This is a genomic window from Serratia sp. Je.1.23.a, from assembly GCF_051129805.1.
Taxonomy (GTDB): Bacteria; Pseudomonadota; Gammaproteobacteria; order Enterobacterales; family Enterobacteriaceae; genus Serratia; species Serratia liquefaciens.
On sequence record NZ_JBCPSR010000010.1, the window covers coordinates 81,135 to 97,335 of the forward strand.

Here is a 16,201-nt window from a genome sequence, read left to right on the forward strand (position 1 = left end):
AGCGAGAACAGAGGGGGGTGTCAAAGATCCCGCGCCATTATCGCTCGCTGACAAGAAAGCTGTGCGTTACTCCGCGTAATGCAGGGCAGAAATCTTCGCCCGGCAGCGCCTATGTTACACTGCACGGCAGAATATGGGCAGGCAAACAACGCAGGATTCAATGACAATACAACAGTGGTGTTTTTCGTTTAAGGGCCGAATTGGGCGGCGTGATTTCTGGATTTGGATGGTGCTGTGGGTAGTGCTGATGGCGGTGGCTTTTTCACTCGCCAGCAATAAGCTGGTGGATATCCAAACCATCGCCTTTTTTATCGTTGGGCTGTTGTGGCCAACGGCGGCGGTGCTGGTGAAGCGTTTGCATGACCGCAATAAAGCCGGTTGGTGGGCGTTGTTACTGATTGTGGCTTGGCTGCTGGCGGCGGGTAACTGGCAAATGCTGGCGCCGGTTTGGCAGTGGGGCGTGGGGCGTTTTATCCCGACGCTGATCATTGTGATGATGATGATCGATTTGGGCGCGTTTGTCGGCACGCCCGAGGATAATCGTTTTGGTCCGCCGGCCAAACCCGTCAAGTTCGGCGCGGATTAAAACCAGAGGCTATCAATTACCAATAGTGTTCGCTGGTGATATGGCCCGGTTTGCGGCGCAGGTGCTTGCGCATCTGGCGCTGATCTTTCAGCGTTTGCTGGGTATCGCGCACCATTTGCGGGTTACCGCACAGCATGACGTGGTCAGTTTCGGCGTCGAGGGTCAAGCCTACCGCCGCTTCCAGCCGGCCATCCTCAATCAGCGCGGGTACGCGTCCCGTCAGCGAGCCGGGGACTTCTTCACGGCTGACGATGGTTTGAATGCGCAGTTTGCCATTGTAACGCTGTTGCAACTGCTGCATCAGCGGCAGGTAGCTGAGATCGCGCGCAAAGCGTGCGGCATGCACCAGCACCAGGTTTTTGAAGCGCTCCAGGCCTTTGCCTTCCTGCAGAATCGACAGGTAAGGGCCGATGGCGGTACCGGTGGCCAACATCCACAGGGTGTCGCATTCCGGCACCTCGTCCAGCACGAAAAATCCGGCGGCCTCTTTGGTCACCATCACGTCCGAACCCGGCCGTAGCTGATTGAGCCGTGGGCTCAGTTTGCCTTCCGGCACGGTAACCAGGTAAAACTCCAGATTCGGATCGCTGGGGGCGTTGACGTAAGAATAGGCGCGCTGCACACGTTCGCCGTCAACTTCCAGCGCCAGCTTGGCAAACTGCCCGGCAATAAAGGGATCTATGGGGGCGTCGACGATAATGCTGAACAGCCCGTCGGTCCATTGTTTGACTTGCGTAACCTTGCCATTAACCCAATCAGCCATACTCTAAAGCTCCAATGGTCGAATCAAATAAGCGCAATGTCGTGAGCCGGAAATAGCATGCGCAGTACGCTCTATACGATAGCCGTGGCCAAACAGGCGGTGAAACAGCTGCAGCTCCGAGTTGCACAGGCTGCTGCAGGCGGTGGCCGCTACGCCGATAGGGCAGTGGTTTTCCACCAGCAATGTGCCCTCCGGATGCTCAAGCAGTTCGGCCATATAACCATCCTGCTGCCGCAGACGCACCAGCCGGGCAAGCTTGGCTTGATGACAGGTCTCTTCCGACAGCTCTTCGGCATAGCGCTGATAAAGTTTTTCTTCGCGCGCACTGAGTAACTGTTCAACCGCTTCAGTGCCAAACAGCTGATGGGCGGAATCCAACAACGTCGTCGCCAAAGTATCGTGACCATCGGCGAACCGCCTGTGTCCCTCATGGGTCAGCGACCAGTAGCGCGTCGGGCGGCCCACTTTGGTGCGCGCTTCCTCATAACAAACCAGCTCACGTTTTTCCAGGGATTGCAGATGCTGACGAATGCCCATGGGGGTGATATCCAGATGCTCGGCCAGCATTTTGGCGGAGTGTGGCCCCAGGGTTTTTAACTGCAACAAAATCAGCTCTGGTGTCTTCATAATCCAAATCCCTATGGTGTTATTTTATTTCAAGATGATGAAAATAATTATCGATTAAATGCTAAAGCTAAACTACTGAAAATTTACCCTTTTTAACCCTTAAGCGGTAGACGTACAGTTTAATTTACGAGGCTGGTTGCCTTTGCTGCCACTGTGACGCAGATCAATATCTGTCTGAAACTCGCTAAAAAAATCAGATTTGTTAGCTTATGCCGCCATAGAGGGCTGCTCGCCGTTCTGGCTGAAAGTGGGGCCATACCGGGACGCTGTGACGAGTTAAAACGTTAACGAAGATAATGAGAAAAATAGAAAACTTTCACCTGCTGGTGATGCTTATCCTGTTGGTGGCCGTCGGTCAGATGGCACAAACCATTTATGTTCCTGTTATTGCTGATATCGCCAAGGATCTGTCGGTGCGCTCCGGCGCAGTGCAGCGCGTGATGGCGGCGTATCTGATGACCTACGGGTTCTCGCAGTTGATTTACGGCCCGTTGTCGGACCGCATAGGCCGCCGTCCGGTGATCCTGGCCGGGATGATGATCTTCCTGATGGGGGCCCTGGGCGCGCTGTTGTCCAACAGCCTGACGATGCTGGTTGCTGCCAGCGCCATTCAGGGGATGGGCACCGGCGTGGCGGGGGTGATGGCGCGTACCATGCCGCGCGACCTGTATGCCGGCACTTCACTGCGGTATGCCAATAGCTTGCTGAATATGGGCATCCTGGTGAGTCCGCTGCTGGCACCGATCATCGGCGGTGCGTTGGCGATGCTCTTTGGTTGGCGCGCCTGTTATGCCTTCCTGTTGGTATTGTGCGCCGGTGTAGCCTTCTCCATGTTCCGCTGGCTGCCGGAAACCCGGCCGCCGCAAACCGAAAAACGGCGCATGTTGGCGAGTTTCCGCAAGCTGCTGGCTGACGGCACGTTCAGTTGTTATCTGGTCATGCTGATTGGTGCGCTGGCGGGGATCGCCGTATTTGAAGCCAGCTGTGGCGTGTTGATGGGTGGCGTGCTGGGTCTGAGTGGCCTGACCGTCAGTCTCCTGTTTATTCTGCCGATCCCGGCGGCGTTCTTTGGCGCCTGGTATGCCGGTCGCGACGGTAAAACATTCCATACTCTGGTGTGGCATTCGGTTATAAGCTGCCTGTTGGCGGGTCTGATGATGTGGATCCCGGGCTGGTTTGGGGTGATGAACATCTGGACGCTGATTGTGCCGGCTGCGCTGTTCTTCTTCGGCGCGGGGATGATGTTCCCGTTGGCCACCACCGGTGCGATGGAGCCGTTCCCCTATCTGGCCGGCGCGGCGGGGGCATTGGTCGGTGGTATGCAGAATATGGGGTCTGGTTTGGCGACCTGGCTTTCCGCCATGCTGCCGCAAACCGGGCAGTTCAGCCTCGGTCTGCTGATGTTTGCCATGGCGCTGCTGATATTGCTGTGCTGGTGGCCGCTGTCGAATCGAATGCAGCATCAGGGCCATACCGCATAAAATGTGTAGGGAGTTTGATGACAAAGTGGTCTGTGGACCCGAGATACTCGGGCCTAGCGCACCGAGGGGCCATTATGGGACACATCCCTGTGTCCCACCCTACGGGCCGACTGGAAGTCGTTCCCATTTGCTCCCGGCAAATGGGTCGGCGGGCAAGCCGCTACGACCCCATCGGCACGCTCTCCCTAATAACGGGCTTTGTCAGCAGTCTGAGGGCGCCAATCGGCGCCCTGTTTCATTACAGCAGGAACTCGTGCAGCGCCGGATCTTTGCGATCCAGATAATGGGTCGAACGAATGCGGCGGATAGTGCGTGATTTACCGCGGATCAGCAGGGTTTCCGTGGTGGCCATATTTCCCTGGCGGCTGATGCCTTCCAACAGATCGCCCTTGGTGATGCCGGTTGCGGAGAAAATAACGTTGTCGTTGCGCGCCATGTCATCCAATACCAGCACTTTGCCGGCTTCGATGCCCATCGCTTTGCAGCGTGCCAACTCTTCTTCGCCAATACGGCGATTTTCGGCGCTGTCGCCTTTCACCTGATGGCGTGGCAGCAGGCGAGCCTGCATATCGCCATCCAATGCGCGGATCACCGCGGCAGAAATCACCCCTTCAGGCGCGCCGCCGATGCCGTACATCACGTCGACTTCGCTGTCCGGCATACAGGTCAGAATAGAAGCCGCTACGTCACCATCAGGAATGGCAAATACGCGAACCCCGAGTTGTTGCATCTGGGCGATAACGCCGTCGTGACGCGGCTTGGCCAGAATGACCACGGTCAGTTGAGTCAGCGGTTTGCCTAGGCAGGCCGCCACCTTATTCAGATTTTCCGCCAGCGGCAGGTTAAGATCGATAGCGCCGCGTGCCGCCGGGCCAACCACCAGTTTTTCCATATACATGTCCGGCGCGTGCAGGAAGGTGCCGCGATCGCCGACCGCCAGCACCGCCAATGCATTGGGCTGGCCCATGGCGGTCATGCGGGTACCTTCAATCGGGTCGACCGCGATATCCACCGCATCGCCCTGACCGCTGCCGACCTGCTCGCCGATATACAGCATCGGTGCTTCATCAATTTCGCCTTCGCCGATCACGATGCGGCCATCGATATCCACTTTGTTGAGCATAATGCGCATTGCGTTGACCGCGGCGCCGTCGGCGGCATTCTTGTCGCCGCGTCCCAGCCATTTGTAGCCCGCCAGCGCGGCGGCTTCGGTAACACGGGAAAATTCGATGGCTAATTCACGTTTCATGGCAAAACCTGTCTGTGAGAAAGGAAGAAAATATCGGCAAAGTTTATCACAGCGGGCGACGGCGGGGGCGGGGCAAAAAAAACGCGCCGCCCGAAGGCAGCGCGTGATCAGGGTAACAAAGCAAAACAGCGTTAGTCGTGCTCTTCCCACGCTTGTGCGCGGGCAACCGCTTTTTTCCAGCCGCTGTAACGGAAGTTACGCTCGGTGGTTTCAATGCTTGGACGGAACTCGCGTTCGATAACCGCCTTGCTCTTCACTTCATCCAGGTCATTCCAGTAGCCGATAGCCAGGCCCGCCAGGAATGCGGCACCCAGCGCAGTCGATTCACGCACTTCAGGGCGCTCGACACGGGTACCGAGGATGTCTGACTGAAACTGCATCAGGAAGTTGTTGGCGACCGCGCCACCGTCCACACGCAGCGATTGCAGACGGGTATTGGAGTCTGCCTGCATGGCATCCAGCACGTCGCGCGTCTGATACGCAATGGATTCCAGCGTTGCACGGATGATGTGGTTGCTGTTCGCGCCGCGGGTCAGGCCGAAGATCGCGCCACGGGCATACGGGTCCCAGTAAGGAGCGCCCAGGCCGGTGAAGGCCGGGACCACATACACGCCGTTGCTGTCTTTCACCTTGGTGGCGAAGTACTCGGAGTCGGCCGCATCGCTGATCAGTTTCAGTTCGTCGCGCAACCACTGGATAGAAGCACCGCCGATGAACACAGCACCTTCCAGTGCGTAATTCACTTCGCCGCGTGGGCCGCAGGCGATGGTGGTCAACAGGCCGTGGCTGGAGCGTACCGCTTCTTTGCCGGTGTTCATCAGCAGGAAGCAGCCGGTACCGTAGGTGTTTTTCGCCATGCCCGGTTGAACACACAGTTGGCCGTACAGCGCCGCCTGCTGGTCACCGGCGATACCGGCGATAGGAATACGCGTACCGCCTTTACCACCGATGTTGGTCTGGCCATACACTTCAGAAGAAGGACGGACTTTAGGCAGCATGGCGCGTGGGATATCCAGCGCTTCCAGCATGCGGTCATCCCAATCCAGCTCATGGATGTTGAACATCATGGTACGTGAGGCGTTGGTGTAATCGGTCACATGCACCCGCCCTTGGGTCATTTTCCACACCAGCCAGGTATCGACGGTACCGAACAGCAGCTCGCCGCGTTTGGCGCGTTCGCGGGCGCCTTCAACGTTGTCGAGGATCCATTTTACCTTGGTGCCGGAGAAGTACGGGTCAACCACCAGGCCGGTGTTGTGCCGGATGTATTCTTCCAGGCCGTCACGTTTGAGCTTTTCGCAGATGTCGGCGGTGCGGCGGCATTGCCAGACGATGGCGTTGTAAATCGGTTTGCCGGTCTCTTTTTCCCAGACGATGGTGGTTTCACGCTGGTTGGTGATGCCGATACCGGCGATCTGATCGGAATTGATATCGGCTTTCGCCAGCACTTCCACCAGCGTGGAGCTCTGTGATGACCAGATCTCCATAGGATCATGCTCAACCCAGCCGGCTTTTGGGTAAATCTGCGTGAACTCGCGCTGGGATACCGCAACAATGTTGGCATCGTGGTCGAGCACTACGGCACGTGAACTGGTGGTACCCTGGTCGAGAGCAACAATGTATTTTTTTTCTACAGTCATGATCTTAGTCCTGCTGTTGTTAACCGTTTTAAAACTGTGCCAATCACGCTTTACGCTGCTGGGCCTTGGCGGCGGGTTGTTCTTCGTCTACACAAACGTCACACGGTAGATTGCGGCCAATGAGCATGCGGTAGCCGAAGGCACCCAGGCAGGCACCGATGATTGGACCAAAGATTGGCACCAGGAAGTACGGAATATCACGTGCACCGGTGAAGGCCACTTTGCCCCAGCCGGCCAGATAAGCGAACATTTTCGGGCCGAAGTCACGCGCCGGGTTCAGCGCAAAGCCGGTTAATGGTCCCATAGAGGCGCCGATCACGGCAATCAGAATACCGATCAACAGCGGGGCCAACGGGCCGCGCGGGATGCCGTTGCCGTCATCGGTCAGTGCCAGGATCAGGCACATCAGGATTGCGGTAATGACCGTTTCAACCAGGAACGCCTGGCCAACGGAAATGTGCGCATTCGGGTAGGTAGAGAAGATGCCGGCCAGGGCCAGGCTTTCGTCGCTGCCGCGTACCATATGATTGGCCGCTTCGAAATCGAAGAACAGGTTGTAGTACAACCCGTAGACCAGGGCTGCTGCACAGAAGGCTCCGGCGATCTGCGCAACAATGTAAGGCAGTACTTTGCGTCCGTCAAAGCAGGCGAACAACCACAGCGCAATGGTCACGGCCGGGTTGAGGTGCGCGCCGGAGATGGCAGCGGTCAGATAGATGGCCATGGCGACGCCCAGGCCCCAAATGATACTGATTTCCCATTGGCCGAAGCTGGCGCCTGCCAGTTTCAGCGCGGCAACGCAGCCTACGCCAAAAAAGATCAACAGACCGGTGCCGAGGAACTCAGCGATGCACTGGCCTTTTAGGGTCGGACTGGTGGTTTGGCTCATAATGTTGTTGTCCTGCAAAACGGCGGTTATAGGTTTATAGGCTCGGAAGGTATATCGATCCGTCCTAGGGGTACAGTTTTTTTCATCTCGTCCAATTATTAATTGAGGACGTGATGTAAATTTATCGTTAACGAACATAAACGAGAAATAGCGAAATCAAAATGTGTGTGCTTCGTCATAAAATTGAGCGAATTCGCGTCGTTTTGTGTTCTTTCTGCTCCATAAAACTGTGATCTGACCAGTGCTTTTATCCCCGACTGTTAACAAATCAATTTATGACCAAGAGGCTTTTTCGGTTTTTGCTGATGGTGGGGGCAGGAAAATTGCAACAGACTGCGCGATGAGCCGGATGTTGCTAGACAGCCGGGGACAGGCTACTTACAATCGTTTTTATCGAAAGAAGCGTTTTATCGAGACAGGCGCGTTATTTTCAATAAAAGCGTGTGTCACTTGGCGCGATGCATATTCGCAGCAGTTGCAACCTGAGTTGCGGCCGTTACCTATAGATGTACGCCTTGCTATCATGAGGGGACTGAAGAATGTCATTTGAAGTATTTGAGAAATTGGAATCAAAAGTTCAGCAGGCGATCGATACCATCACCCTGCTGCAGATGGAAATTGAAGAGCTGAAAGAAAAAAACAATACTCTGTCTCAGGAAGTTCAGGCTGCCTCCGGCAACCAGGAATCGCTGGTACGCGAGAACCAGCAACTGAAAGAAGAGCAGCACGTATGGCAAGACCGCCTGCGCGCGCTGTTGGGCAAAATGGAAGAAGTCTGATTCCGTATTGCACGATCGAAAAGGGCGCCTGAGGCGCCCTTTTTCATGTCGGAAGATTACTCGATATCGAGCGGGTCTTCGGACAGAATAATACCGGTGTTGTCGGCATACAGATGATCGCCGGAGAAGAAGGTCACGCCGCCAAAGTTTACGCGGATGTCGCTTTCGCCGATGCTTTCACTGGCTGCGCCGACCGGAATGGCCGCCATCGCCTGAATGCCGATGTCCAGTTCTTCCAGATCGTCCACCTGGCGTACCGCACCGTAAACCACGATGCCTTCCCATTCGTTCTGGGTAGCCAGGCGCGCCAGTTCTGCGTTGATCAGGGCACGGCGAACCGAACCACCGCCATCAATCACCAGAACACGGCCGCGACCGTTTTCTTCAAGCAGCTCGAATAACAGGCCGTTATCCTCAAAGCATTTCACCGTAGTGATTTGCCCGCCAAATGAAGTACGCCCGCCAAAATTGGAGAATAGAGGTTCAACAACGTTTACCTCTTCATGATAGATGTCGCAAAGTTCGGAAGTATCGTATTTCATAGGATTTTACGTCTGTTTGCCGCTGGAATAACCAGTATATCCCTTTATCCGCCCTGTTGGCAAAATCATCAGTTCGATGGCTAACTGAGCACCACGCCAATCGCGAACAACACATTGGCCAACAGCGCCGCTTTGACCATATGTTCCAGCATCGGGCGCATGCCTGCCGGCGTTGGATCGCGTAACACGCGCAGGCCGTGGCGCACCAGTAACGGGATAGCCAGGACAAACAGCCAGCCCCACGGACTATGCAGGTTAAGCAGCGTGAACAGCGCGAAGCAGGCTACTGCGCCGATCAGCAGCGCCACGTGGTAATAGCGTGCATTCTGTGGCCCAAGGCGTACCGCCAGCGTATTTTTGCCGTTGGCGCGGTCGCTTTCGATATCGCGCAAATTATTGATGTTCAGCACCGCGGTGGCCAGCAGGCCGCAGGCCGTGGCCGGCAACATCACGATACTGTCGAACGCATGGGTTTGCAGGTAGTAGGTGCCCGCTACGCTCAGCCAGCCGAAGAACACCAGCACCGAAATATCGCCCAGCCCCAGATAGCCATAGGGTTTGGTGCCGACGGTATAGGTAATGGCGGCGACGATAGACAGCCCGCCCAGCACCAGGAAGCCCACCACGTCGCTGGGTTGTTCGCAGGCCACGGCGATCAATGAACAGCCGGCAATCGCGATCAATACTACCGTCACCACCAGCGCGCGCTTCATTTGTGCCTGGGTGATCATGCCTTTCTGCATGCCGCGCAACGGCCCGATGCGATCTTCTTTATCGCTGCCTTTTACCGCATCGCCATAGTCGTTCGCCAGGTTGGAGAGGATTTGCAGCAGGCCAGCAGTCAGGAGTGCCAGCAGCGCCACGCCGGGTTTCAGGCTGCCTTGCCAGGCGGCAATGGCGGAACCGACGACGATCGAGGCAAAGGCCAGCGGCAGGGTGCGCGGTCGTAAACTTTCAAGCCAGGCTCTGGCCGGGGAGGTGGTAGTTGATGAGCTCATTTTTCGCTTCAGAGTTAGTGGCTGTGTCCGTTAGAAATAATTGTGGGAGGCAATGCCTCCCACAGATGACTGACTGGACATGATTGAGCGATTATAGGATAAAACGACTCAAATCTTCATCCGCTACCAGTTCATCCAGATGATTACGTACGTAATCCGCATCAATTGTAATGGATTGACCATTAATTTCACTCGCATCATAGGAAATATCTTCCATCAGACGCTCAAGCACGGTGTGCAAACGACGCGCGCCGATGTTTTCGGTGCTTTCGTTAACCTGCCATGCGGCTTCTGCGATGCGGCGGATGCCATCGGCGGTGAAGTCGATATTGACGCCTTCGGTGCCCATCAGCGCTTTGTACTGCTCGGTCAGCGACGCGCTTGGCTCGGTCAGGATGCGCTCGAAATCTTCGGTGGTCAGCGCCTGCAATTCAACGCGGATTGGCAGGCGGCCCTGCAGTTCCGGGATCAAATCTGACGGGCTGGCGGTCTGGAATGCGCCGGAGGCGATAAACAGAATGTGATCGGTTTTCACCATGCCGTGCTTGGTGGAGACGGTACAGCCTTCCACCAGCGGCAGCAGATCGCGCTGCACGCCTTCACGTGACACGTCCGGGCCGGAGCTCTGGCCACCGCGCTTACAGATTTTGTCGATCTCGTCGATAAACACGATGCCGTGCTGTTCAACCGCTTCAATCGCCTGTTCTTTCAGCTCTTCCGGGTTCACCAGTTTGGCCGCTTCTTCTTCCACCAGCAGTTTGAAGGCTTCTTTAATCTTCAGCTTGCGTGGTTTCTGCTTTTGGCCGCCGAGGTTCTGGAACATCGACTGCAGCTGGTTGGTCATCTCTTCCATGCCCGGAGGAGCCATGATCTCCACGCCCATCGGCGCGGCAGCCAGATCGATCTCGATTTCTTTATCGTCCAACTGGCCTTCACGCAGTTTCTTGCGGAATGCCTGACGTGCAGCAGAAGGCTCTTGATGCTCTTCCGCCTGGCCCCAGTTGTTCTTGGCCGGCGGGATCAGCACATCGAGGATACGCTCTTCGGCCAGCTCTTCGGCACGGGTGCGGTTCTTGTCGATTGACTGCAGGCGCACCATTTTGATCGCGGCATCGGTCAGATCGCGGATGATGGAATCCACTTCTTTACCGACGTAGCCCACTTCGGTGAACTTGGTGGCTTCAACCTTGATGAACGGCGCGTTGGCCAGCTTCGCCAGACGGCGGGCGATTTCGGTTTTACCGACGCCGGTCGGGCCGATCATCAGAATGTTCTTTGGCGTGACTTCATGGCGCAGCATCTCGTTGAGCTGCATCCGGCGCCAGCGGTTACGCAGGGCGATGGCAACGGCACGTTTGGCTTTGTTCTGGCCAATAATGTAGCTGTCCAGTTCGCTGACGATCTCGCGCGGGGTCATTTCAGACATAGTATTCGATCCTTACGCTTTGGAAGGCAATTCTTCAATGGTGTGGAAATGGTTGGTGTAAATACAGATGTCACCGGCGATGTTGAGGGATTTATCAACAATTTCGCGGGCGCTCAGCTCGGTATTTTCCAACATCGCACGAGCGGCTGCCTGGGCGTACGGACCGCCGGAGCCAATCGCAATCAAATCGTTTTCAGGCTGGATCACGTCACCGTTACCGGTGATGATCAGCGATGAGTTTTCATCCGCGACGGCCAGCAGCGCTTCGAGCTTGCGCAGCATGCGGTCGGTACGCCAGTCTTTCGCCAATTCAACGGCTGCTTTCACCAGGTGACCCTGGTGCATTTCCAGCTTGCGCTCGAACAGCTCAAATAGCGTGAAGGCATCCGCGGTGCCACCGGCAAAACCGGCAATCACTTTATCGTTATACAGGCGACGTACTTTCTTGACGTTGCCCTTCATTACCGTATTGCCCAAGGTGGCCTGGCCATCGCCACCGATCACTACCTGGCCGTTGCGGCGTACGCTTACAATTGTTGTCACGAGCAGACCCTCGTTGAAGACGGAAAGAAGCCCTCGCAGCATCTGCTTGCGCAGACACTACGAGGCATATTGAGAGTATAGATGGGGGGGGATTGACGCTTTTCAACCCCCAACGGAGAGGGGAATGCAACTTGACATGCCTACGCCCTTCAGGCGCGACAGGGTTTTGTCCGCAGCAGCCCGGCTGCTGTATGGGCCAAGAACCACGCGATTCCAGCCTCCGCCGGCGGTGATACGGCTTTCGATGCCTTCAAACGCCAGGCGCGCACGTACGGATTCTGCCTGATCGGTGGCGCGGAACGAGCCGCACTGGACCATCCACTTCTGCTTCGATTCTGGCTTGGTTTCCGTTTCCTGCTTGGCCGTTTCCTGTTTCACTTCCGGCTTCGGCTGCGGTTTTGGCTCAGGATGCTTAACCTGCGCAGGCGGCGGTGTGACCGGCTGCGGTTTGGGTTGCGGCTTAGGCTGTTGCTGCACCGGCTGTGTCGTCGCACCGTTGTTAAATGGATTACGCGGCTGAGTCACCTGCGGCTGCTGTTGGACCTGTTGCTGCTGGATTGGCTGCTGTTGCATCTGCTGTTGCTGCTGGCGGTTGTTACGCGCAGCGGCCTGTGAAGGGTCGTTATACGGCACTTCATTGAGCTGCGTCGGGCGCTGTTGCATATCCGCCTGCATTTGATCCAGCAGTTGGCGCTGCTCGGCGGTCAGCTGAGTCTTGGAGTTGGCTTCGCCGCCGGCCGTCGGTTCGGTCGGGGTTTGTACGCCAATCTGGCGATTCTCCAGCTCTTTGATATAACGCCAACGTTCTTCCGGCTTCGGCGGTAGGCCGTTGCCCGGACGATTGGTGTGCGCAGGCAGCAGCGGCACGTCATCCGGCTTGTTGTGCGTAATGAAATAGAGGCCACCGACAAATATCACCAGAAGTGCGACGGCCAGCGCCAACACGGTTTTGGAGACCTTCGGAGAACTGCGTTTTTTACGGCTGGGGGTTTTTCGCTTAGCTCCTGCTGCGCGCCCACGGCTTACATAGTCTTTTTGTGCCACTATTATTCCGCTGTGTCCTGATGAGGGGATAAGTCCGTCATGTTACTGAACCCTAAAATGTTTGACTAGCGTTTAGGGGCAGCCGTGCTGCCTCTGATAATCAATTCACTGTCCAAAAGCCGGGAGCCGCTGGCCACGTTCTGTCCGTGCAACTGCTCCAACAGCAACAGCATTGCCTGCTGGCCAATCTGGTAGCGCGGTTGAGCCACCGTGGTTAACGGCGGATCGCAATACTGCGCCAGTTTAATGTCGTCAAAGCCAACGATGGAGAGGTCCTGCGGTACCCGCAGCCCCATTTTTTTCGCCTGCGACAGCACGCCAATCGCCATTACGTCGCTATGGCAGAAGACTGCCGTCGGTGGTTTTGGTTGCGCCATTAGCGCCGCCAGCGCCTGCGCGCCAGCTTCGTAGGTGAAATCACCTCGGGTAATATAGCTGCTTTCGACGCTAATGCCATTACGACGTAGCGCCTGAATGTAACCTTGCAGCCGATAATGGCTCAACGGCATCTGTTCAGGCCCGGCGACACAGGCGATTTGCTTGTGTCCGAGCTGATGTAAATAATGCACGGCCTCGAAGGCGGCGGTCAGGTTGTCGATGTGTACCGTCGGCAGTTCCAGCTCCGGGGCAAACTCGTTGGCCATCACCATCGGCGGCAGATTGCGTTGTTCTTCCTTGCTGGCGTCGAACGGCAGGTTGGAGCCGAGCAGCAGCATGCCATCGATTTGCTTGGTGATAATCAAATTGACGAAGGTGCGTTCCTGTTGGTTTTGTTGCGCGCAGTCGCCAATCAGCACCAGATAACCCTGTTGTGCCGCAGTTTGCTCGATCCCCTGGATCACATCGGCGAAAAAGGGATCGCAAATGTCGGGGACGATCACCAGGATGGTGCGGGATTCGTTGCGTTTGATATTACGTGAGAGGGCATGAGGAGAATAGCCTACGGCCAGCACGGCCTGTTCCACTTTCTGACGCGTCGGCGTTGACACCTTTTCCGGATTCATCAACGCACGCGACACGGTTGCCGTTGAAACGCCCGCCATTTCGGCAACGTCTTTCATGGTTGCCATGGATAATTCTTTCTTGTGTTCCAACGCCTTTCTCCTTGCGTTAGCCCCATGCCAACGCGACTACTTCAGTTTGCTCACAAATTCTGGCGTGCGGTGGAGTTGTTATGATTTAGCGCCATCCGCGCTTAAACATTCGGTCACGGTAGTGCAGCGGTGACAAAATTGCCTTCACAGACATTCTAAACAGAATATGTCCTGCCTTTGTTACCTAATTTGCATAAAAAGTGTGACCTGAGGAGGTTTTTTAGCGTTCGCTCGCAATTTCAAGGGTAAACGTTTGCCTGGCAGGAACTGAATCAGACTTTTCTGGGTTCAGCTGTCTATCGGGTCGATGTCCAGCGTCCATTTCACCTTGCGTGCCTGCGGCAGGGTACCGACTAACGGCAGGGTGCTCTTCATCAGCCGTTGTAACACCTGCCGTGAAGGGTGCTGCAACAGTAACTGCCAACGAAAACGGCCGCCGCGTTTTGACTGCAGCGCGGGAACCGGCCCCATCACCCACAGTGAATCGTCCTTCAGCGGGCTGGCTTCCAGCAGATTGCGCAATTGCTGCAGGAATTGCGGAGCCTGTTGGTTATCGTGATCTTCCGAACGGATAATGATGTGGCTGGTATAGGGTGGCAGGAATACGCTGTTGCGCTCTGCCAGCGTCTGTTTGGCAAAGGCGTCGTAGCCCTGTTGCAACAGAATTTGCAGCAGCGGATGTTCCGGATGATGGGTTTGCAGCAACACTTCGCCGGCTTTACCTGCCCGGCCGGCACGACCGGAAACCTGGGTATACAACTGGGCAAAACGCTCGGCGGAACGGAAGTCGGCCGAGAACAGCGCACCGTCAACGTCCAGCAAGGCCACCAGCGTGACATCCGGGAAATGGTGCCCTTTTGCCAGCATCTGGGTACCGATCAAAATACGCGCACCGCCGCGGTGAATATCCGCCAGGTGCTGTTCCAGCGAGCCCTTGCGGCTGGTGGTGTCGCGATCGATGCGGGTGATGGGCGTTTCCGGGAACAGCGGCGCCAGTTCGTTTTCCAACTGTTCGGTGCCGACGCCCACCGACACCAGGTGCGTCGAACCGCACTGCGGACACTGGTGCGGTACCGGGCGCTGGCTGTCGCAGTGGTGGCAGCGCAGTTGACGTTGGTTTTGGTGGAAGGTGTAGTAATGATCGCAGCGCTGGCATTCGGCAATCCAGCCGCATTCGTGACACAGCAACGCCGGGGCGTAGCCACGACGGTTAAGGAACAGCATCACCTGGTTACCGGCCTTCAAATGGTGCTGCATGCTTTTCAGCAACGGCTGCGACAACCCCACCTTCAGCGGCAGGCCTTTCAGATCGATCAGGTGCTGAGCCGCCGGTTTGGCGTTGCCCGCACGCTGGGTGAGTTTCAACTGGCGATATTTGCCCAATTGCACGTTGTGCAACGTTTCCAGCGCCGGCGTCGCGGAGCCCATCACCATCGGGATGTTTTCCTCGCGGGCGCGAAACACCGCCAGATCGCGTGCGTGGTAGCGCCAGCCTTCCTGCTGTTTATAAGAGCTGTCGTGCTCTTCGTCGATGATGATCACGCCCAGGCGTGCAAACGGGGTAAACAGCGCCGAGCGGGTGCCGATGACAATCGCCGCTTCGCCGCTGCGGGCGCGCAACCACACCGACAGCCGTTCGCTGTCGTTAAGACCGGAGTGCAGCACCTCTACCGGCGCATTGAAGCGTTCGCGAAAGCGGGCGATGGTTTGCGGCGTCAGGCCGATTTCCGGCACCAGCACCAGCGCCTGTTTGCCGGCAGCCAGGATGTTTTCCAGCACGCTGAGATAGACCTCGGTTTTGCCGGAGCCGGTGACCCCGGCCAGCAGCCAGGCGGCGAACTGAGTATCTTCGCTGCGGATGGCGCCCACGGCGGTTGCCTGCTCGGTGTTCAACCGTAACCGTTCGCCCAGCACTTCAAAGCCGGGCCGCCAGTCTTGCGTTGCTACCGTCTGGGCCCGTAAATCGACCAGCCCCTTGGTGCGCAAGGCCTGCAAAGCGCTCTCGGTTAACGCCAGTTCATTGACCTGGTGGCGATAAACCGGGCGTTGCAGCAATGCCGCCAGCGCCTGCTGTTGTTTGGGGGCGCGCTTCAGGCTTTCCGGCGGCGTGGCGCGGCCCTGTTCGGTCGCGAACCATTGCCACAGCGGGGCCGTTTCCGCCGCTTTCCCCTGACGCAGCAGGATGGGTAGCGCGTGGAACAGCACTTCGCCGATCGGGTAATGGTAATAGTCGCTGGCCCAGCGAAGAATACGCCACAGGCTGGAGGAAAATAAGGAGGCGTCGTCGATCACGCTGTCGATCGGTTTGAGCTTATCCAGCGGCAATTCGCTGGTTTCGCTGCAGCCGGTGACGATACCGATCGCCCGCTGCTTGCCCCAGGGAACGCCTACGCGCGCGCCGACCGCAGGCTGCAGGCCTTGCGGCAGCAGATAGTCGAAGGTGCGGGCGAGGGGTACCGGCAAAGCAACGTGAACAACAGGCATTGAGGTCATCCAGAGTAAAAAAACAGTCCATCAGTTTACACGGCGCATCGGCAAAT

Annotated in this window: 15 protein-coding genes; 3 read left to right on the forward strand and 12 right to left on the reverse strand. The window is 56.8% G+C overall.

Annotated features, from left to right (window positions below; translation table 11 throughout):
* Positions 1 to 160 precede the first annotated feature (160 nt).
* Entirely contained in the window at positions 161 to 586 is a 426-nt protein-coding gene (locus tag AAZT04_RS24510) for a DUF805 domain-containing protein (RefSeq protein ID WP_041415101.1), read from the forward strand.
* A gap of 16 nt (positions 587 to 602) precedes the next feature.
* Here AAZT04_RS24510 and fpr read toward each other — a convergent pair whose 3' ends face one another.
* The gene (gene fpr, locus AAZT04_RS24515; protein WP_020837557.1) at positions 603 to 1,349 is read right to left on the reverse strand and encodes a ferredoxin--NADP(+) reductase; all 747 of its coding nucleotides are present in this window, start codon (positions 1,347 to 1,349) and stop codon (positions 603 to 605) included.
* 3 nt (positions 1,350 to 1,352) lie between these two features.
* Positions 1,353 to 1,976, reverse strand: coding sequence for a helix-turn-helix transcriptional regulator (locus AAZT04_RS24520; protein WP_434682117.1), 624 nt, complete (start codon positions 1,974 to 1,976; stop codon positions 1,353 to 1,355).
* Positions 1,977 to 2,272: 296 nt separating this feature from the next.
* Between AAZT04_RS24520 and emrD the strand changes: the two genes are divergently transcribed.
* Entirely contained in the window at positions 2,273 to 3,457 is a 1,185-nt protein-coding gene (gene emrD / locus AAZT04_RS24525; protein ID WP_046374887.1) for a multidrug efflux MFS transporter EmrD, read from the forward strand.
* 238 nt (positions 3,458 to 3,695) lie between these two features.
* Here the strand turns inward: emrD and glpX are convergent, their stop codons facing one another.
* The 3 genes from glpX to AAZT04_RS24540 form a co-directional block, all read right to left on the reverse strand.
* Complete coding sequence (gene glpX / locus AAZT04_RS24530) at positions 3,696 to 4,706, reverse strand: class II fructose-bisphosphatase (protein ID WP_020837550.1); 1,011 nt, start codon at positions 4,704 to 4,706, stop codon at positions 3,696 to 3,698.
* 131 nt (positions 4,707 to 4,837) lie between these two features.
* Entirely contained in the window at positions 4,838 to 6,346 is a 1,509-nt protein-coding gene (glpK, locus tag AAZT04_RS24535) for a glycerol kinase GlpK (protein ID WP_020837549.1), read from the reverse strand.
* A 43-nt stretch (positions 6,347 to 6,389) separates the two neighbouring features.
* The gene (locus AAZT04_RS24540; protein ID WP_020837548.1) at positions 6,390 to 7,235 is read right to left on the reverse strand and encodes an MIP/aquaporin family protein; all 846 of its coding nucleotides are present in this window, start codon (positions 7,233 to 7,235) and stop codon (positions 6,390 to 6,392) included.
* 539 nt (positions 7,236 to 7,774) lie between these two features.
* On the opposite strand from AAZT04_RS24540, the gene zapB reads away from it, so the two are divergent.
* Positions 7,775 to 8,014: a septal ring assembly protein ZapB gene (zapB, locus tag AAZT04_RS24545; RefSeq protein WP_020837547.1), complete on the forward strand. Its 240-nt coding sequence runs from the start codon at positions 7,775 to 7,777 to the stop codon at positions 8,012 to 8,014.
* 56 nt (positions 8,015 to 8,070) lie between these two features.
* Here zapB and rraA read toward each other — a convergent pair whose 3' ends face one another.
* From rraA to priA, 7 genes are all read right to left on the reverse strand, one after another.
* Positions 8,071 to 8,556: a ribonuclease E activity regulator RraA gene (gene rraA, locus AAZT04_RS24550; protein WP_020837546.1), complete on the reverse strand. Its 486-nt coding sequence runs from the start codon at positions 8,554 to 8,556 to the stop codon at positions 8,071 to 8,073.
* 80 nt (positions 8,557 to 8,636) lie between these two features.
* The gene (locus AAZT04_RS24555; protein WP_020837544.1) at positions 8,637 to 9,554 is read right to left on the reverse strand and encodes a 1,4-dihydroxy-2-naphthoate polyprenyltransferase; all 918 of its coding nucleotides are present in this window, start codon (positions 9,552 to 9,554) and stop codon (positions 8,637 to 8,639) included.
* 91 nt (positions 9,555 to 9,645) lie between these two features.
* Entirely contained in the window at positions 9,646 to 10,980 is a 1,335-nt protein-coding gene (gene hslU / locus AAZT04_RS24560) for an HslU--HslV peptidase ATPase subunit (protein WP_020837542.1), read from the reverse strand.
* A 12-nt stretch (positions 10,981 to 10,992) separates the two neighbouring features.
* Positions 10,993 to 11,523, reverse strand: coding sequence for an ATP-dependent protease subunit HslV (hslV, locus tag AAZT04_RS24565; RefSeq protein WP_012147466.1), 531 nt, complete (start codon positions 11,521 to 11,523; stop codon positions 10,993 to 10,995).
* Positions 11,524 to 11,625: 102 nt separating this feature from the next.
* Positions 11,626 to 12,567: a cell division protein FtsN gene (ftsN, locus tag AAZT04_RS24570; RefSeq protein WP_020837536.1), complete on the reverse strand. Its 942-nt coding sequence runs from the start codon at positions 12,565 to 12,567 to the stop codon at positions 11,626 to 11,628.
* A 65-nt stretch (positions 12,568 to 12,632) separates the two neighbouring features.
* Positions 12,633 to 13,661, reverse strand: coding sequence for a DNA-binding transcriptional regulator CytR (gene cytR / locus AAZT04_RS24575; protein ID WP_020837535.1), 1,029 nt, complete (start codon positions 13,659 to 13,661; stop codon positions 12,633 to 12,635).
* Between the two features lie 288 nt (positions 13,662 to 13,949).
* Entirely contained in the window at positions 13,950 to 16,145 is a 2,196-nt protein-coding gene (gene priA, locus AAZT04_RS24580; protein ID WP_116691584.1) for a primosomal protein N', read from the reverse strand.
* Positions 16,146 to 16,201 lie beyond the last annotated feature (56 nt).